The sequence below is a fragment of the Moraxella osloensis genome (assembly GCF_001553955.1).
Lineage (GTDB): Bacteria > Pseudomonadota > Gammaproteobacteria > Pseudomonadales > Moraxellaceae > Faucicola > Faucicola osloensis.
In genome coordinates, this window is record NZ_CP014234.1 from 1,583,516 (window position 1) to 1,599,816 (window position 16,301).

At 41.5% G+C, this 16,301-nt stretch carries 16 protein-coding genes, 1 tRNA gene and 1 rRNA gene; 7 read left to right on the forward strand and 11 right to left on the reverse strand.

Features of this window, described 5'->3' with window-relative positions; genetic code table 11:
• Nucleotides 1-32: 32 nt before the first annotated feature.
• The 5 genes from AXE82_RS06935 to AXE82_RS06955 form a co-directional block, all read right to left on the reverse strand.
• Nucleotides 33-635, reverse strand: coding sequence for a F0F1 ATP synthase subunit delta (locus AXE82_RS06935; RefSeq protein ID WP_062332966.1), 603 nt, complete (start codon nt 633-635; stop codon nt 33-35).
• Between the two features lie 25 nt (nt 636-660).
• The gene (locus tag AXE82_RS06940) at nt 661-1,131 is read right to left on the reverse strand and encodes a F0F1 ATP synthase subunit B (protein ID WP_062332969.1); all 471 of its coding nucleotides are present in this window, start codon (nt 1,129-1,131) and stop codon (nt 661-663) included.
• Between the two features lie 79 nt (nt 1,132-1,210).
• The gene (gene atpE / locus AXE82_RS06945; RefSeq protein WP_264622234.1) at nt 1,211-1,438 is read right to left on the reverse strand and encodes a F0F1 ATP synthase subunit C; all 228 of its coding nucleotides are present in this window, start codon (nt 1,436-1,438) and stop codon (nt 1,211-1,213) included.
• Between the two features lie 44 nt (nt 1,439-1,482).
• Entirely contained in the window at nt 1,483-2,358 is an 876-nt protein-coding gene (gene atpB / locus AXE82_RS06950; protein WP_062332971.1) for a F0F1 ATP synthase subunit A, read from the reverse strand.
• A 467-nt stretch (nt 2,359-2,825) separates the two neighbouring features.
• Nucleotides 2,826-3,227, reverse strand: a complete 402-nt coding sequence (locus AXE82_RS06955) for an ATP synthase subunit I (RefSeq protein WP_062332974.1) — start codon at nt 3,225-3,227, stop codon at nt 2,826-2,828.
• A 244-nt stretch (nt 3,228-3,471) separates the two neighbouring features.
• Here AXE82_RS06955 and AXE82_RS06960 point away from each other — a divergent pair, with 244 nt between their 5' ends.
• The 4 genes from AXE82_RS06960 (at nt 3,472) to gluQRS (ending at nt 6,659) form a co-directional block, all read left to right on the forward strand.
• Nucleotides 3,472-4,032, forward strand: a complete 561-nt coding sequence (locus AXE82_RS06960) for a Fur family transcriptional regulator (protein ID WP_227713370.1) — start codon at nt 3,472-3,474, stop codon at nt 4,030-4,032.
• 181 nt (nt 4,033-4,213) lie between these two features.
• A complete protein-coding gene (locus AXE82_RS06965) occupies nt 4,214-5,041 on the forward strand; it encodes a metallophosphoesterase (RefSeq protein ID WP_062332977.1) in 828 nt (275 codons plus the stop codon).
• Nucleotides 5,042-5,266: 225 nt separating this feature from the next.
• Nucleotides 5,267-5,704 carry an RNA polymerase-binding protein DksA gene (gene dksA / locus AXE82_RS06970; protein ID WP_036594643.1) on the forward strand — a complete coding sequence of 146 codons (438 nt, stop codon included), beginning with the start codon at nt 5,267-5,269 and terminating at the stop codon, nt 5,702-5,704.
• Nucleotides 5,697-6,659: a tRNA glutamyl-Q(34) synthetase GluQRS gene (gene gluQRS / locus AXE82_RS06975; RefSeq protein WP_062332980.1), complete on the forward strand. Its 963-nt coding sequence runs from the start codon at nt 5,697-5,699 to the stop codon at nt 6,657-6,659. Before dksA ends, gluQRS begins: the two co-directional genes overlap by 8 nt.
• Here the strand turns inward: gluQRS and ftsW are convergent.
• Nucleotides 6,656-7,864, reverse strand: a complete 1,209-nt coding sequence (gene ftsW, locus AXE82_RS06980) for a putative lipid II flippase FtsW (protein WP_172460479.1) — start codon at nt 7,862-7,864, stop codon at nt 6,656-6,658. The two genes, gluQRS and ftsW, sit on opposite strands and share 4 nt — an antisense overlap.
• A 37-nt stretch (nt 7,865-7,901) precedes the next feature.
• A complete protein-coding gene (gene murD, locus AXE82_RS06985; RefSeq protein ID WP_228140551.1) occupies nt 7,902-9,287 on the reverse strand; it encodes a UDP-N-acetylmuramoyl-L-alanine--D-glutamate ligase in 1,386 nt (461 codons plus the stop codon).
• Nucleotides 9,288-10,013: 726 nt separating this feature from the next.
• On the opposite strand from murD, the gene AXE82_RS06990 reads away from it, so the two are divergent.
• Entirely contained in the window at nt 10,014-10,352 is a 339-nt protein-coding gene (locus AXE82_RS06990; protein ID WP_007115809.1) for a P-II family nitrogen regulator, read from the forward strand.
• Between the two features lie 122 nt (nt 10,353-10,474).
• Nucleotides 10,475-11,800 (forward strand): ammonium transporter, encoded by a 1,326-nt coding sequence (locus AXE82_RS06995; RefSeq protein ID WP_062332983.1) that lies wholly within the window; start codon nt 10,475-10,477, stop codon nt 11,798-11,800.
• A 127-nt stretch (nt 11,801-11,927) separates the two neighbouring features.
• On the opposite strand, the gene AXE82_RS07000 is transcribed toward AXE82_RS06995, so the two are convergent.
• A complete protein-coding gene (locus AXE82_RS07000) occupies nt 11,928-12,302 on the reverse strand; it encodes a DUF2147 domain-containing protein (RefSeq protein ID WP_062332985.1) in 375 nt (124 codons plus the stop codon).
• A gap of 257 nt (nt 12,303-12,559) precedes the next feature.
• The gene (locus tag AXE82_RS07005) at nt 12,560-13,495 is read right to left on the reverse strand and encodes a DNA/RNA non-specific endonuclease (RefSeq protein ID WP_062332988.1); all 936 of its coding nucleotides are present in this window, start codon (nt 13,493-13,495) and stop codon (nt 12,560-12,562) included.
• Nucleotides 13,496-13,621: 126 nt separating this feature from the next.
• On the opposite strand from AXE82_RS07005, the gene AXE82_RS07010 reads away from it, so the two are divergent.
• Nucleotides 13,622-13,712 (forward strand) — tRNA-Ser (locus AXE82_RS07010).
• Between the two features lie 57 nt (nt 13,713-13,769).
• On the opposite strand, the gene AXE82_RS07015 is transcribed toward AXE82_RS07010, so the two are convergent.
• Together AXE82_RS07015 and rrf are read right to left on the reverse strand one after the other, a co-directional pair.
• The gene (locus AXE82_RS07015; RefSeq protein WP_062332991.1) at nt 13,770-15,863 is read right to left on the reverse strand and encodes a catalase; all 2,094 of its coding nucleotides are present in this window, start codon (nt 15,861-15,863) and stop codon (nt 13,770-13,772) included.
• Nucleotides 15,864-16,145: 282 nt separating this feature from the next.
• A 5S ribosomal RNA gene (rrf, locus tag AXE82_RS07020) occupies nt 16,146-16,259 on the reverse strand.
• Nucleotides 16,260-16,301 lie beyond the last annotated feature (42 nt).

Genomic DNA, 16,301 nt, shown 5'->3' on the forward strand with positions numbered 1-16,301 from the left:
ATTTTACTGACTAGAATCAATTTTGTTGAAATTTATGCCGTCAGCTGTGTTTTTAACTGTTTTAATTTGCCACGTACAGAGTCATCGATTACTTTGTCACCGACCTTAATCGTCACACCTGCAATCAGGGCAGGGTCTACACTGACATGTAGTACGACCTTCGCGCCTAGGGAGGTAGCAAGTCGGTGTTCAATGAGTTGCTCTTGCACTTGCGTTAATGGATATGCCGATGTGACATACGCATGAACTTCTTTTGCATCAGCGGCTTTTAATAAACCAAAACGCTCATTGATACTGGGTAATAATGCCAAACGATCTTGCTCTGCAAGTTGCGTCAAAAAATTAACAAAAGCATTGGAATCTGCTTGTGCCCCACCCTCAATAGCGGTGCTTAGAGTTTTAAACACGGTATTGCTATCTTCAGGTGAAATTTGGTTATAAAGGTCTTTTAAAGTAGCGACTTTAGCTTGTGCAGCAACTGCTGGATTATTGATATAATCGGCAAATGCTTTATCACTAACGATGGCACTCATCACGTTTAAGTAATCTTGCCACTCATTGATAGCGTGATGCTCTTTAGCATAATCAAATGCTGCTTTTGCATAGGGTCTTGCTAAGGTTGATAAATCAGCCATCATATCCTCACTGTACGGTTGCTACTTATAACTTGGCTGCCAATTGGTTTAACATATTGGCATGAGTTTCTGGATTGACCTTTTCTTGTAAGATTTTTTCGGCACCGAGTACGGCAAGTTCTGCAACCTGCGCGCGTAAACTTTCACGGGCTTTATTAATTTCTTGATCAATTGCTTCACGCGCTTGTTGACGAATACGTTCGCCTTCCACTTGTGCTTGCACTCTGGCCTCTTCAATCATTTGATTGGCGCTTTTGTTCGCTTGCTCAATGAGTGAAGCGGCTTTTGCTTTTGCTGCGATAAGCTCTTGCTCTGCAACTTGTGATGCAGTTGCTAAGTCTGCTTTGGCTTTTTCGGCAGCATTTAGGCCATCTGCGATTTTACGTTGGCGATCCGAAATAGCAGCAACCAAAGGCGGCCACACAAACTTCATGCAAAACATCACGAAGATGGCGAATGCAATCGATTGTCCAATTAGGGTTGCATTGATATTCACTTAGAATCCCTCGTTAATTAAGTTTCTTCAATCCTTGTCCACATAAAATGATGTGGACATTGTACTGATAGTGTACCTATTAACCTGCTAAAGGATTTGCGAATAACAATAACATAGCAATACCCACACCGATCATTGGCACGGCGTCAAGAAGACCTGCTACGATAAACATACGAGTTTGTAGTTGTGAACCTAGTTCTGGTTGACGAGCAACGCTCTCTAAGAATTTACCACCCAAGATGGCAAAACCGATACCTGTGGCTAATGCACCTAGACCAATAAGTAGAGCAACGGCTAATACTGTCATGCTTGCTAGTTCTGGATTCATCGAAATATCCTCATGGTTAAAAATTAATGGTCAGTTTGACTTGCAAGGCTCAGATAAATGATAGTCAACATCATAAAGATAAACGCCTGCAAAGTGATTACTAAAATGTGGAAGATAGCCCACGGTACTGATAATAAAAATTGGAGATAAAATGGCATTAAAGCAATCAATACGAAAATCAACTCACCTGCATACATGTTGCCAAAAAGTCGTAAGCCAAGTGAGATAGGTTTTGCGATTAGAGTTACAAACTCTAGGATAAAGTTCACTGGAATCAATAAGATTTTAGCGATTGGGTTTTTTGCGCTAAATGGATGAAGGGTTAATTCACCAATAAAACCGCCAAAACCTTTTTCTTTAATACTATAAAAAATAATCAGTGCAAATACTGAGAACGACATACCAAGCGTCACATTTGGGTCAGTACTTGGTACGACTTTCATGTAAACATGGTGTGGGTTATGTCCTAGTAGACCACCAATTTTTTGTGCAATGACAGGCAAATAATCAACTGGCAGAAGATCCATGAAGTTCATCAAGAAAATCCACACAAAAATAGTCAGTGCTAATGGCGCAATAACTTTTGATGTGCCATGATAAGTATCACGAACGTTACTATCAACAAACTCCACAATCATTTCAATAAAAGCTTGCATTTTGCCGGGTACACCCGAGGTCGCTCTTTTTGCTACCGTATAAAAAATGGCACAAAAAAGAACCCCTAAACCAATCGACCACAGCATTGAGTCTAAATGAATCGCATTGAAACCCATTTCAGAAGCTTGCTGTTTGGTTTCGGCAACTATCCAACCTTCTGTTGGGTGATTACCAAAAGTCCAGTTGGTCAAGTGGTGATTGATATACTCATTTGAAGTAATTTCTGCGTTTGCTTCTGCCATAATCTTAACTTCTTTTTTATATTGAGCCGATAATAGAGGGAGTTAGCGTCAGATATTTTGTCTAATCACAAAAATTTGTAACTTAACACTATAATCGTATCTAACTGAGCTGATGATACTCAATGAGAAGTGCAAACATGACGTCAAAGGCACATCGAGGCGTTTAAGCAATCTGCTTAACTAAGGTGATGAACCGTGAATAAACGGATTGTTTATCAACGTAATAATATAGGCTATCGACCTACTGTGTTTTGCTTGACTCAAATAAGTGGGTCATCAGTAAAACATATATGCAATTGCTTGAAAACTAATTCTTTTTAGCCAATTAGCGCTGAGCAATCGCACCTTTAAAAAATTTTCACTATATTAATTCAACTGTTACCTTTTTGTAAAGGATTAAATAGATTTATTTGTGATTTAGTTTAGGTTATTTCTGTTATTACCAAATAATTGTAAATAGCCTTTTTTTACCAAGGATTTCGGTAAGTGATAATGAGGTAACTCATTTGCAAAATTAAGTAGCCCGCGAATACCGCAATGGCGTTTAGCGGTTTTAATAGCAGAAAAATCAGTGCAAACCCAACAATGGTCAACAGCCACTTTACCATATGCGCTTGGTAAAAACGATGAACAATTTGACGACGCTGCTGATAGCCCGATTTGCTCAGGGAAATTTTAGCAAAGATGATTTGACTCACCCACCCTAGCACACTACCTGCTAGCAGATTTTTACTCACCATATACTGGCTATTGCCTTGCCAAACATCCCATGCAATCCCGATGGCGACCAGCCCAAGTATCAGCCACGACTGCTTGTTGATGGATTGTTGGATAGACTGTGGGTCAAATGGCTTGGCAGGTTTTGACATAGCAAAATAAGGGCTGGCTGATTGTGGGCAGGAATGATGAAAGTAGTATAGCAGAATCTTGATTAAAAATTTGGCTAAAGGTTGTTTTATCTATGCTGATGTTAATCGCCAGTCATTATAAATAATATGCTATTAGACTTGCTATATTGTTGGATATTTTTAAAGCCGAACCACTAATTTCTCAGACAAATTATGCGGTTTTCATGCTAAAGTAAGTTGATAGTTATTGATGATTTTATGTGATATGACCCAACGTTTTATTCAATCAACTGAAAATTCTATTCAATCAGCCAATAGTCAATCAACCAATAGTTACGACGCAAATTGTCGCCACCTATCTATGTCCATGTGTATGCCACAAATGACGGTCGAGCAGATTGAATCACAGATTGCTCAGATAAAACAAGATTGCCAAGCGCAAGGTTTACGTTTTACTGCGCTGCGAGAGCAAGTGTATCGTTTGATTTTACTTGCCGCCCATCCCATTGGGGCGTATGAATTATTGGATTTGCTGCAATCAGCGAGCGAAAAAGTCGTCGCACCGCCAACTGTATATCGTAGTTTGGAGTTTTTGCTCAGGCATGGCTTGGTTCACCAATTAAATTCTAGCAAGGCATTTTTTGCTTGCTCTCAGCCCACCGATCGCCATGTTGCCGCTTTTTTGGTCTGTCGATGCTGTGGCGAGGTACAAGAGTTTAGCCACCCATCTATCCAGACCATGCTAACTGAGGTTGAGCAGTCAACCAATTTTGCCACTCAGTCAAGCATTATTGAGCTTTCAGGTGTTTGTCAGCGCTGCCAATAGTCACCTTTTTTTATCGAATGCTTAGAATCAGACTCTGCCAACAATTATTTTGCTATTGTGTTTGTCAATTATGCGCATTTGTGATATAAAACATGGCTTATTTGATTGACTTAAGTCAATTAACCGTTGTTTGATAAAGTTGTACTGATACGATTACCGTCATTATTCTAAGGATAACTGAGTGACGTTACTGCCAAGTTCGATATCACAACACCATGCTGATTATTTTTCAATCATTGAATTAAGTGATCTGCATCTCTTTGATGACCCTAATAAGTTAATGAATGGTGTTAATACCGCAGACACATTTGCGTCGGTATTATCCTTGGTCCGACAACAGCGCGATAATGTTGATTTGTTGGTACTGACGGGGGATTTATGCCATGAACCTACCCCACAGAATTATGACCGTTTATTTGCAACCTTAAACGACGTCGACATTCCTTTTATAGCCATCCCAGGCAATCATGATGTGACCCTAGAGCTGGATAGTCATTTACCCTTTACCCAGCGCCGTCATTTGCCTGTCAAAGCAGATACTCGCCTGCAAAACTGCTATAGTATTGACACCGATTATTGGGACTTACTGTTATTAGACTCCTCTTGTGAGGGGCACAGTCATGGCAAGATTGACGAGCAGTCATTGCGGTGGCTGGCGCAACAGTTGGCAAACGCCAATCGCCCTTGTGTAATTTTTTGTCATCATCCGATGGTGTTAATCGATTCAGCATGGCTTGATGAGTACACCCTAATCAATGCGGACCGTTTTTGGGAGGTCGTAATGCCGTATCTAGACCGCATTAAAGCGATATTTGTCGGTCATATTCACCAAGAAATGCATAAGATTAATTATGGGATATCGGTATTTGGCTGCCCATCGACTAGCATACAGTTTAAACCCTTGTGTAAAGATTATACCATTGACGAAATTGCGCCTGGTTTACGTTGGATAAATTTATATAACAATGGGTTACTTGCAACTGGTATCAAAAGAACAGATACTATCTGACTAATTTTTCATGTTTGTTGAACTTATGTTCATAAATTTAATGTCGTGAAAGTTTGGTTAGCTTGTTTATTAAGGTTTTAGCGTTTATTTTAGTTTGATTTCATATACTGGCGAATTGCAGTGTTTAAAGCGTGAATAACGCGATGTCATTGCCTTAAGTGCTGAACTCGTAATGAAATTGTAAACTTAAAATTGTATCACTATCGGTTTTTAAAGGAATTAGCTATGGCATCTGCCCAAAATGAACGTGAATTAAGCTTTACCCCATATCAGCCAGCGGCTGAAGAAGAATATATGAATGACGCACAGCTTGCGCATTTTAGAAAAATTTTATTAGATTGGAAAGAGCAGTTAATTAGCGAAGCTGAATCAACCAAATCTTATATTCAAGATGAATCAACGGCGATGCCTGATATTAATGACCGCGCCACCCAAGAAGAAGAGTTTGCGTTGGCACTGCGCACGCGTGACCGTGAGCGTAAACTGATTCGCAAGATTGATAAATCGATTGCTGAGATTGACAGTGGTGATTACGGTTTTTGTGAGACTTGTGGTGTAGAAATTGGTTTGCGTCGTTTAGAAGCCCGTCCAACCGCGACCCAATGTATCGACTGCAAAACCTTATCAGAGATTAAAGAAAAACAAGCATGGGGTCATGCTTAATTTATCAACCTCTCCTGTTATTGGACGCTTTGCTCCCTCTCCGACGGGAGCTTTGCATTTGGGGTCACTGGTGACGGCGATTGCCAGTTACTGTATCGCCAAGCAAGCAAAAGGCAAGTGGCTAGTACGCATTGAAGATACCGATACTGAGCGCTGTCATCCAAAATTTAGCGATTTGATTTTAGCAGATTTGGATCGATTGGGTTTGCACTGGGATGGTAACATTCGCTACCAGTCACAACACCTAAACACGTATCACGCGTTATTAGATGAGCAACTAAAAGCAGTAAGTTATGGCTGTGATTGCAGTCGTAAATTCCTGCAAACTTATCAACTCGCCCACCCCAACACCCAATACCCTTATCCCAGAATCTGTGCCCATAAACGGCTATCACGCGATCATGCCATTCGCTTAGTGATGCCAGATAACCCAATGCTTTTTTTTGATCAGCTGCAAGGGGTGATTTTGGGCAATCCGCAACGAGAACAGGGTGATATTGTGGTCAGAAGGCGGCGCATTGAACCGTCTTTTTCAAAGGCTCAAACAGCCAGCAAAGGCATGATTAATTATATGCTTGCGGTAGTAATTGATGACGCGCTTCAAAGCGTCAATCAAATCGTGCGTGGTCTGGATATATTACCATTGACGATACCGCAAATGGTGATTGCGGATTATTTAAATTTTTCCCCTCACCAGCATTACTACCACTTACCCATTTTGGTGAATGCACAAGGGCAAAAACTGTCTAAACAAACGCTTGCTGAGCCGATTCAATCCTACCCTGCACCACAACTTATCAAAACAGCACTGCAATTATTACAACAGCCGCCGATTGATATGGATAAACCAACCACGATGCTCGAGCAGGCGGTTTGCCAATGGAATCATACGCCGCTGCAAGGCAAACAGCGTATAAAAGTCGATAGCTTACAAAATCTTTTGGCAACCCATTAATAATAACGACATTGATTGGCAGGAATCGTTGGGCTTTCTTTGATAATTCGCATCAACAATCCGACGATAATCAGATTAACCACCATAGAAGAACCACCATAGCTAAAAAATGGCATGGTCAACCCTTTGGTAGGTAGCATCCCCATGGTCATGCCGGCATTAACAAAAATTTGCCCAAAAAATAAAATCCCAACCCCAAACGCAAAATAGCTTAAGCGTGTTTGGTGCCGTGCTAGCGCTTGGTAGCTAATGCGCATAACCGTGGTGACCAAAATAATTTGTAACACCAGTAAAAACGACACACCCACTAAGCCTAACTCTTCACCGGTAATGGCTAGTAAAAAGTCGGTATGCGCCTCCGGTAAATGGGAGAGTTTTTGGATACTTTCCCCATAGCCGACACCAAACCATTCACCGCGGGCAAAGGCTACAATACTGCGACCTAGCTGATAGTCACTATTTTTTAAGTCATCAAACGGATCTAAAAATGAGGTTACCCGTTTTAGTCGGTAACTTGCCCCCATAATCGCCATGGTGCCTGCCAAAAACATGGCACCCATGATGATAAAAAACTGGCGCATGGGTAAGCCACCGACAAAAATCATCGCCGCAATACAGGTCGCAATAATCACCACCGAGCCGAAGTCAGGCTGCAACATGATAAATAATATCAGCCCCATGGCTATCAGTGTTAGCCGCAAAAAGCCTTTCCAATGGTTGCGAATTTCTTCTGATCGGCGCACCAGATAATCTGAGGTGTACAAAATCATCAACAATTTTGCCAGTTCAGAGGGCTGAAAATTGATACCACCCAGTTCAATCCAGCGTTTACTGCCGTTAATCACTGACCCACCGATTAGCGTATAAATAATCAGTAAAAGACAAGCCAGCAGCGCATACATAATAAAATCTAAGCGAAACGTCTTGCGAAGCGGGATAAAATATACCAGTAAACCAAGAACTGCACCGATTGCCATGTACGCCAATTGGTGATAAAAAAAGTAAAAATCACCCAGTTTTTTGGTTTGTGCAAAAGGTATTGATGCGGACGCCACCATCAACAGACTAAATACCATGATGGTTGCTACCGTGGTCAATAGCACCGAATTGATGGGCGGAATCCACTGGCGGCTTTTCTTAGCAGAAACGCTGTTAGCTGAGAGGGATGAAGAAAGTGACGAAGAAGTCGAATGGGGCGCGGGCATAACACAACCTAAATATTAAAAATACACTAGCGAATGATTATTGGGGTTTGACTAAGCGTTGAAAAACTTGTCCACGTTCCACATAGCCACTAAACTGATCAAAACTTGCACAAGCAGGTGATAGCAGTAATACACCTAACGCGGGGAATGTTGGCTGGTCTTGCCAAGCTTGATTGACCGCTTGTTCCAAGGTTTGGCATTTGGTTAACACAATCCCTGCAGGATTGTGAGCATCTAACCCCGCTGATGCCAAATCAGCCGCGATTTTATCGGCATCTTCACCAATAAAGTACACCACTTGCGCATAATCCATCAGGGGTTTTGCCAGTTCAGCAAAGTTTTGACCTTTGCCTTGCCCGCCCAAAATCACAGCGAGTTTTTTGCCTTTGGGCGCATATACTTTACCTAGCCCCAAAATTGCCGCGATGGTCGAGCCAATGTTAGTGCCTTTGGAGTCGTCAAAACAATCGAGCTGATGGGTGGTTGTGATAAATTCACAGCGATGTGGCAGCCCGACAAAGTTTTTCAATGTTGTCAACATACTCTCTAACGGCAGACCCGCCAACTCGCCAATTGCTAAGGCTGACAGCGCATTCACCAAATTATGTTCACCTTTGATCGGCACGTCTTTTTCATTGAGTAAGCGCTCACGACCCCGGGCTAACCAGATTTCACCATCGCTATCTTTTATCAATCCGTACTGATTCATATCCGGTGCGTTACTACCAAAGGTAAGGGTGGGCATATCATCGGCTACCAACGGGCGACTAAGCAAGTCCTCGCGGTTGACCACAATGGATTGCACGCCTTGGAAGATTCGGTGTTTGGCTTGGTGATAGCCAAGCATATTGCCATGGCGATCTAGATGGTCAGGCGACATGTTAAGCACAGTGGCTACTTTAGCGGCCAAATTGGTGGTGGTCTGTAGTTGAAAACTGGATAACTCAAGCACCGCCATCTGTATGGGCTCAAGTAACAAATCAAGCGCGGGCGTTCCCAAGTTACCACCGACACCGACTTTAACCCCCGCATTTTTGACCATCTCGCCAACCAGTGTGGTGACAGTGCTTTTGGCATTAGAGCCGGTAATTGCAATAATCGGAATATCTCGCTGTTTAGCTACCTCATGGAACAATTGAATATCACTGACAATCGCGATTTTTCTCGCACGTGCGCCATCAAACACCGGCAAATAAGGGTCGATACCAGGACTGATGATAATGCGATCTGCCACTGACAACAGCTCGCCATCTAGTGCCCCAAACTTGGTCACTATATTGGTTGGCAAATGCTCGGCAAGTTTGGGCAGACCTGCATCAGTGACAGCTACTGGGTAACCAAGCGCGTGTAAATAGTTGACTGCCGACAAGCCTGATTTGCCAAGTCCAACCACCACTTGTAATCCATTGCCACGTTGAATCATGCTTGATGCTGATGGCATGCTTTGGTTGGTTGAAGCAGGTGAAACGGGTGATTGGGTGGCAGAGAGTTGGCTCACGAGAATTCCTTGTAACACTTAAACTTGTAACACTTAAATAAAGGTACCGCTAACTAAGGCAATAACCATACTTGCCGCATAAGCTAAAAAACGTTTTCTATCATACCATTTTATGACAAAAAGTTTTGCGATTAAATGTGAGTTTTCATGTTTTGTAGTGGCAGCAATAAAAGACGGTTTAAATGCTATGATTTTTGTGATGCGGATATACTTTTATCTATATTACCCAACAAATTCAACGATTTTAGGAAGTATAATGCACTTTTTTAGTGCAATATTTTTGTTTTTATCGCTAATTATTAAAATAATTCTAAAATTTATCTACAAAATCGTTAATGGCACCCAAATAACCTTTTTGGTGCAATAGCTGATTTAAATTAGAGGAATTTTTATTTTTTCGCTATAATAAAATTACGCTTTCTGTGTGATGGTCGCATTGAAACCACAAAAAAGTTTTTGCTTTATTTTCAATAGGTTGTATTTTTTACCCCCTTAAAAATAGGACGTTTATGAAAGTTGGCATAGCTTTTGAATTATCGAAACTACCATTTTCAACTCGCTATACAAATGCTGTTTAGGGTAACTGCTATTAAGCCACTGCAGCAAATAGTAACTAACCCAACCATAAGCGGCACTTAAAAGGAAATTATTATGAAATTAATTACGGCTATCTTAAAACCGTTCAAACTAGATGATGTACGTGAGTCACTCTCTGAGATTGGTGTTCAAGGTATCACTGTTACCGAAGTCAAAGGTTTTGGTCGTCAAAAAGGTCATACTGAATTGTACCGCGGCGCTGAGTATGTGGTTGATTTCCTGCCCAAAGTTAAGTTAGAAATTGCAGTGACTGACGAAATGGTTGATGCAGCGATTGAAGCTATCACTCGCGTGGCTAGCACGGGCAAAATCGGTGATGGCAAAATCTTTGTATCACCATTAGAACAAGTGATTCGTATCCGTACGGGTGAAACGGGCGCTAATGCTATCTAACACTATCATGACTGTCGTTGCCGCAGCGCTTGTTAAACTTTAAAGTTGACCATCCTTTAAACATTAACGAAGACCTATCAAGCAGCTTAACGACTATCTCAAATAATTTTAAGGGGGTTACGATGAATGCCGTCATTACAAGGGCAGCTTTTGCCAAATTTTCACAGCCACTAGTATCTACCAAATCAATTTTATCATTATTGTTGTTATCTCCATTGGTGGCTCATGCTGCTGACACGCCTACGCTAAATGCAGGCGACACGGCTTGGGTATTAATTTCTACTGCATTAGTGCTCCTAATGACTATTCCAGGGTTGGCGTTGTTTTACTCAGGTATGGTGCGCAAAAAGAATATTTTAGGGACGATGGCACACAGCTATGGTGCCACGGCGTTAGTATCTATCATTTGGATTGTGTTGGGTTATTCGCTGGCGTTTGGTAGTAGCGATTTTAATCAATTTATTGGCGGTTTTGATAATGCCCTGTTATCTAATATTGGGTTAGGTGATTTAACCGGTACCGTACCCACCCTGTTATTTGTCACTTTTCAAATGACCTTTGCCATTATCACTGTGGCAATCTTAGCAGGCTCGATTGCTGAACGTATTAAATTTAGTAGCTTCATGGTGTTTACTGCCCTTTGGGTATTATTGGTGTATGCACCGATTTGTCACTGGGTTTGGGGCGGCGGCTGGTTGATGGCAGATGGTGCGCTAGACTTTGCAGGCGGTACGGTCGTGCACATTAATGCAGGTGTAGCAGGTATTGTGTTGGCGGCGGTTTTAGGTAAACGTAATGGCTATAACCGTGATCCAATGGCACCTTCAAACTTGGCTTTAACCTTAATTGGTACGGGTTTGATTTGGGTAGGTTGGTTTGGCTTTAATGGCGGGAGTGCGTTGGCGGCAAATGCATTGGCAGGTAATGCCCTACTCGTCACGCAAGTAGCGGCAGCGGCAGGGGCATTGACTTGGTTTGCCATCGAAAAATTAGTCCGTGGTAAAGCCTCTGTATTAGGCGGTGCATCAGGTGCAGTAGCAGGTCTAGTCGGTATCACCCCAGCGGCAGGTTTTGTGACGGTAGCAGGCGCATTAGCGATTGGCATTATCACCTCATTGGTTTGCTTTTATGCAGTCAACTATCTCAAACGTCTATTAAAAATCGATGATAGCTTGGACGCGTTTGGATTGCATGGCGTTGGTGGCATCGTCGGTGCCATATTGACAGGTGTCTTTGTGAGTCCTGCTATCACTGGCAAACCACTGGCTTTATCAACTATGGGTCAAGTGTGGGTGCAATTAGAAGGCGTGTTTGCGGTTATCATCTACTGCGCGATTGTGACTTTCCTTATTGCCAAAGTGATTCAATTAACCATGGGCTTACGTGTCACTGATGAAGATGAGTACACTGGGCTTGACTTAGCCGTTCATGGTGAACGTATTGAATAATTCATAAAATATAGTAAAAGGGGGTAAATACGATATTTACCCTTTTTAAAATTTTAATTGTAGACTTAAAACTGTAGACAATAAAAAAGCCAAAGTAGTGACTTTGGCTCTTTAAATAAATATTTCATTATTTACGAGTTAACACTTCAGAACCCTTCAGGGTTTTTAGGGTTAATTTGTTACCACTTAACGTGATGTCCGCATTTACTGCTGGCAAGAAGCCCCAACGAGGATCTTTAGCTTTACCCACATATTTACCATCGCCCGCTGGTTTTGCATTCATGATAACAGATTTACCAACATAGGTTTTTGCTTTTTCAGTTTGACCAGAAGTGACCACACCATTAAAACCAGCGCCTGATTGCGAGATAGTAACAACCGCTTTTGGATTACCGTCTTCCGTTAATTGCCAGTTACCAACAATTGGGTCAGCTGCCATTGCAGCAACACTTAAAGTAGAAAGAGCAACACCAACGCTGATTGATTTAAGAGAAATTTTCATAACAGTTCCTTCTGTAGCGCACTGCAAAAAAGTAAGGGAAGTGAGATGCAGTACCATTAACAATCATTATAGCCAAAATGGTTTTGAGGTAAAGATATTTTTTAATACGCAAAAGTTACTAATAGTTTTCTACATCCTTACAGGGCAAAATTTCTCGTTTTTTTATAATTAAGTATTTGATTTTTAAATGATTATTTTTTGAAAAAATCCCAAAAGCGTAAACTGACTAATCAGTCATTTGTGTATAATTACCATTTTTAGGATTTAAATAGGCTGATTATCCATTCAAAAATGGTCAAGACTAAATTAACTAAGACTAATAAAATTTGCTGGTTATCAGGTTCTGATTTTGGCGTGTTTTTGTTTTTTGTAGCGCTCGAATAGTCATCGATAGGCAGCGTCATTGCCGTTTTTTGTACCTTTCCTGACAAGCCTGGCATGGCATCTACACCTATTCTTACCGCCAATTCATCCAGACTAATGACTTCCACGCGCTGACTATCATCATTAGGGACAAAATAAACCCCTGCTTGTTGTAGACTTGGAATATAAATTGCCTTATACAGATGACTGGGTACTAATATATTGTTATTAATTTTCTTAACTCGATTACTGATAAAAGCCACCCCTGTCACCACATAGATACGGTTGTGTTTGATCGCTAAATAACGGGTACGGGACTCAATGTCTCGCCAAGTGCTACGATTATTGACAGGATTTTGCGGTACAATGTTGGCGAGGCTAAAACTGTCATATTGTGATTCAAGCGTACTCATATCTGCATTCGGCGCTAGATGTCCACGATCATAAGGTACGTTACGATAATCAGTTAAGTAGCCTTTAACCCGATTAGGCAGCTGACTTTCCTCGTGAAAATTATCAACCCTAGATAGTTCACTCGCTTTTTCAATACGCGCTCGCGTCAAATACTCCGCTGACCACAAAGCGGTTTTACTGAGTGACGAATACCCCACAGCAAAGCCATTTAGACATAGATAATAAATCTCAAGTGGTTGATTCGAGAGTGGCTGTGGACTTTGTTGGTTAGCATAGGTATTGCCACATTGATTGAGGTGCTGTTTACGATAATCTAAAGAGGTGCTTGAATGTGCCCATAAGGGCAATAAGGATAAAGCTATCACTACTAGCATCTGTGACAGTGATTTGTGGGAAAAACGCTGATGACAACTCATACGCTCTAACTTACCAACTCTAGCCATCGATGAAAATTGATTAATTATACATGACATTTGGCATTATTTTGGGTAAAATAGGCGTCCGTTTTGCGATTACCTATATTTTGGAATTGCAACTCGATTGGAAACGTGGCTGAGTGGTCGAAAGCGCACGCCTGGAAAGTGTGTATACGTTAATAGCGTATCGAGGGTTCGAATCCCTCCGTTTCCGCCAAATAAATAAAAAGCTAGCTTATTATTAAGCTAGCTTTTTTGTTGCGGGGTTGATGAGTTATGCTAAATCACGCACATTAGGCTCACGATCCCATTCACGCGATTTGGCCTTCTCAATAAAGGTATCTATTTCCTTTAAAGCCACCACACTGGCATCTTTCTCAATGTGCTGAGGAATTAGAATAAATTCATCGGTCGCACCGCAATAAGCAATCGCTTTTAGATGGGCGTGCGCGTCTTTAAACCACGCAATCGCCTCGCTCATTTTGGCTAATTTTTTCGCTTGCTCCGGCATAATGATACTAACGATTGCATCAAACAATACAGAAGGTGAACCCGCCAATTGACCGTCAGCCGCAATGGTTTCACCATTGTTTAAGGTAATACTAATTTTTGGCGCTACTACAAACGGTACTGCCTTTGCTGCTGTAATCGCTGCTTTATATTTTTCAAGCATTTCTGCATTTGAATCATCGGCAACTAAAATAGCGACTTTACGACCTTCAAGCGTTGGTTTAGCTTTGCCAATCAACTGTAAAGCTGGCGACAATGGCAAATCTTGCACTGGAACCGTGGGCTCAATCGGTTTTGGCACGGATTTCATCCCTAACCCATCGGCAACGCGTTTGCCCAATGTTTCATCAACCGTTAACAGCTGCGCAACCATGCGTTCACGGATATAGGGCGTCTCAACTTTTGAAAGTTCAAAAACAATTGATGAAGCAATATGCGCCTGCTCAATAGGTGTTTGACTACGATAGAACATACGTGGCTGACTATAAAAGTCTGCAAAACTTTCAGAACGGATACGACCTTTAACTGTATCATTGCCTTGGCTTAAATCCTCAGCAAATGATTTAAAGCCTACTGCGGGATTTTCACGCGGTTTTTCTGGCTCTAAACTTTGTGGTTCATAAGCAACGCGCCCTTTCGGAATTTGCATCTGCATATGACCATCACGCTGCATATTATGGAATGGACATTTTGGTGCATTAATTGGCAACTGCGCAAAATTTGGTGAACCTAAACGCGACAGCTGGGTATCAAGGTAACTAAATAAACGACCTTGTAATAATGGGTCATTACTAAAGTCGATACCTGGTACGATGTTTGCTGGACAAAAAGCCACTTGCTCTGTCTCAGCAAAGAAGTTATCGGGATAACGGTTTAATACCATCTTACCAACTATTTTGAGTGGTACCAACTCTTCTGGAATAAGCTTGGTAGCATCTAGATGGTCAAAAGGGAATTCATCCGCTTGTTCTTGGGTGAACAACTGAACAGCAAAATCCCAAATAACCTCATCACCTTGTTGTAATGCTTCAAATAAGTCACGACGATGATAGTCTGGATCAGCACCGGCAACTTTCACTGCTTCATCCCACACATGTGATTGAAGCTGCAAACGTGGACGCCAGTGATAACGGAAGAACACACTTTCACCTCGGGCATTAATAAAGCGATAACTATGGATACCAAAGCCTTCAATCATACGCAAACTGCGTGGAATGCCGCGATCACTCATTGCCCACAAGTAATTGTGCAATGTTTCTGGACTCAATGAAATAAAATCATAAAAAGTATCGTGCGCTGAGGCAGCTTGTGGAAAACCACGATCCGGTTCCATCTTGACAGCATGAACCAAATCTGGAAACTTAATAGCATCTTGAATAAAGAATACTGGGGTATTATTACCCACCAAATCCCAGTTTCCCTCTTTAGTATAAATTTTGACAGCAAAACCGCGAATATCACGCGGTGTATCAATTGATCCTGCGCCACCCGCTACCGTCGAAAAACGGGTAAATAAAGGTGTTTGCTCACCTACCTCAGTAAGCACTTTAGCAGTAGTATATTGCTCTAATGACTCAGTCAACTCGAAATAACCATGCGCCGCACTACCTCGCGCATGCACAATACGCTCTGGAATACGTTCATGGTCAAAATGGGTAATTTTCTCACGTAAAATAAAATCTTCTAGCAATGCAGGACCACGGCGACCCGCTTTTAGCGAATTCTGATTGTCTGCAATAACAATCCCTTGCTGCGTGGTTAAATTGGTTGAATTATTATCAGCTTGTTGGTGAGTTTCACCACCATTGCCTTGCTGAATATTCATATCTGGCTCTGGCTTAACGGGCTTATGTGTCATTTTTTTATCCTAAACTTTTAATTATATTTGTAATTTCTTAGCAAATATCAAATGTTTACCTAAGGTTGGAAAAGGATCGACATTGATATAATCAGTATATAGAATTCAAAAATTTACAGTGTGAAAATGCGTAAAGCTATGTAGCAAATAAGATATTAACGCAAGATAACTAAAGATAACTAAAAATAATTAAAATAACATGATAACCAAATATAAAAAATCTTGATAGACTACAAAGCAACCCCCCCTTACTGATGTAAGGGGGGTGGTTTTGGGATAGGGAGCTGACGATGACCTACTCTCACATGGGCGAACCACACTACCATTGGCGCATTGGAGTTTCACTTCTGAGTTCGGGAAGGGATCAGGTGGGACCTCCAAGCTATTATCGTCAGCAAAGGGGGATAGAGAAATGAGTTGTTTTAGAAGTAAAGTATG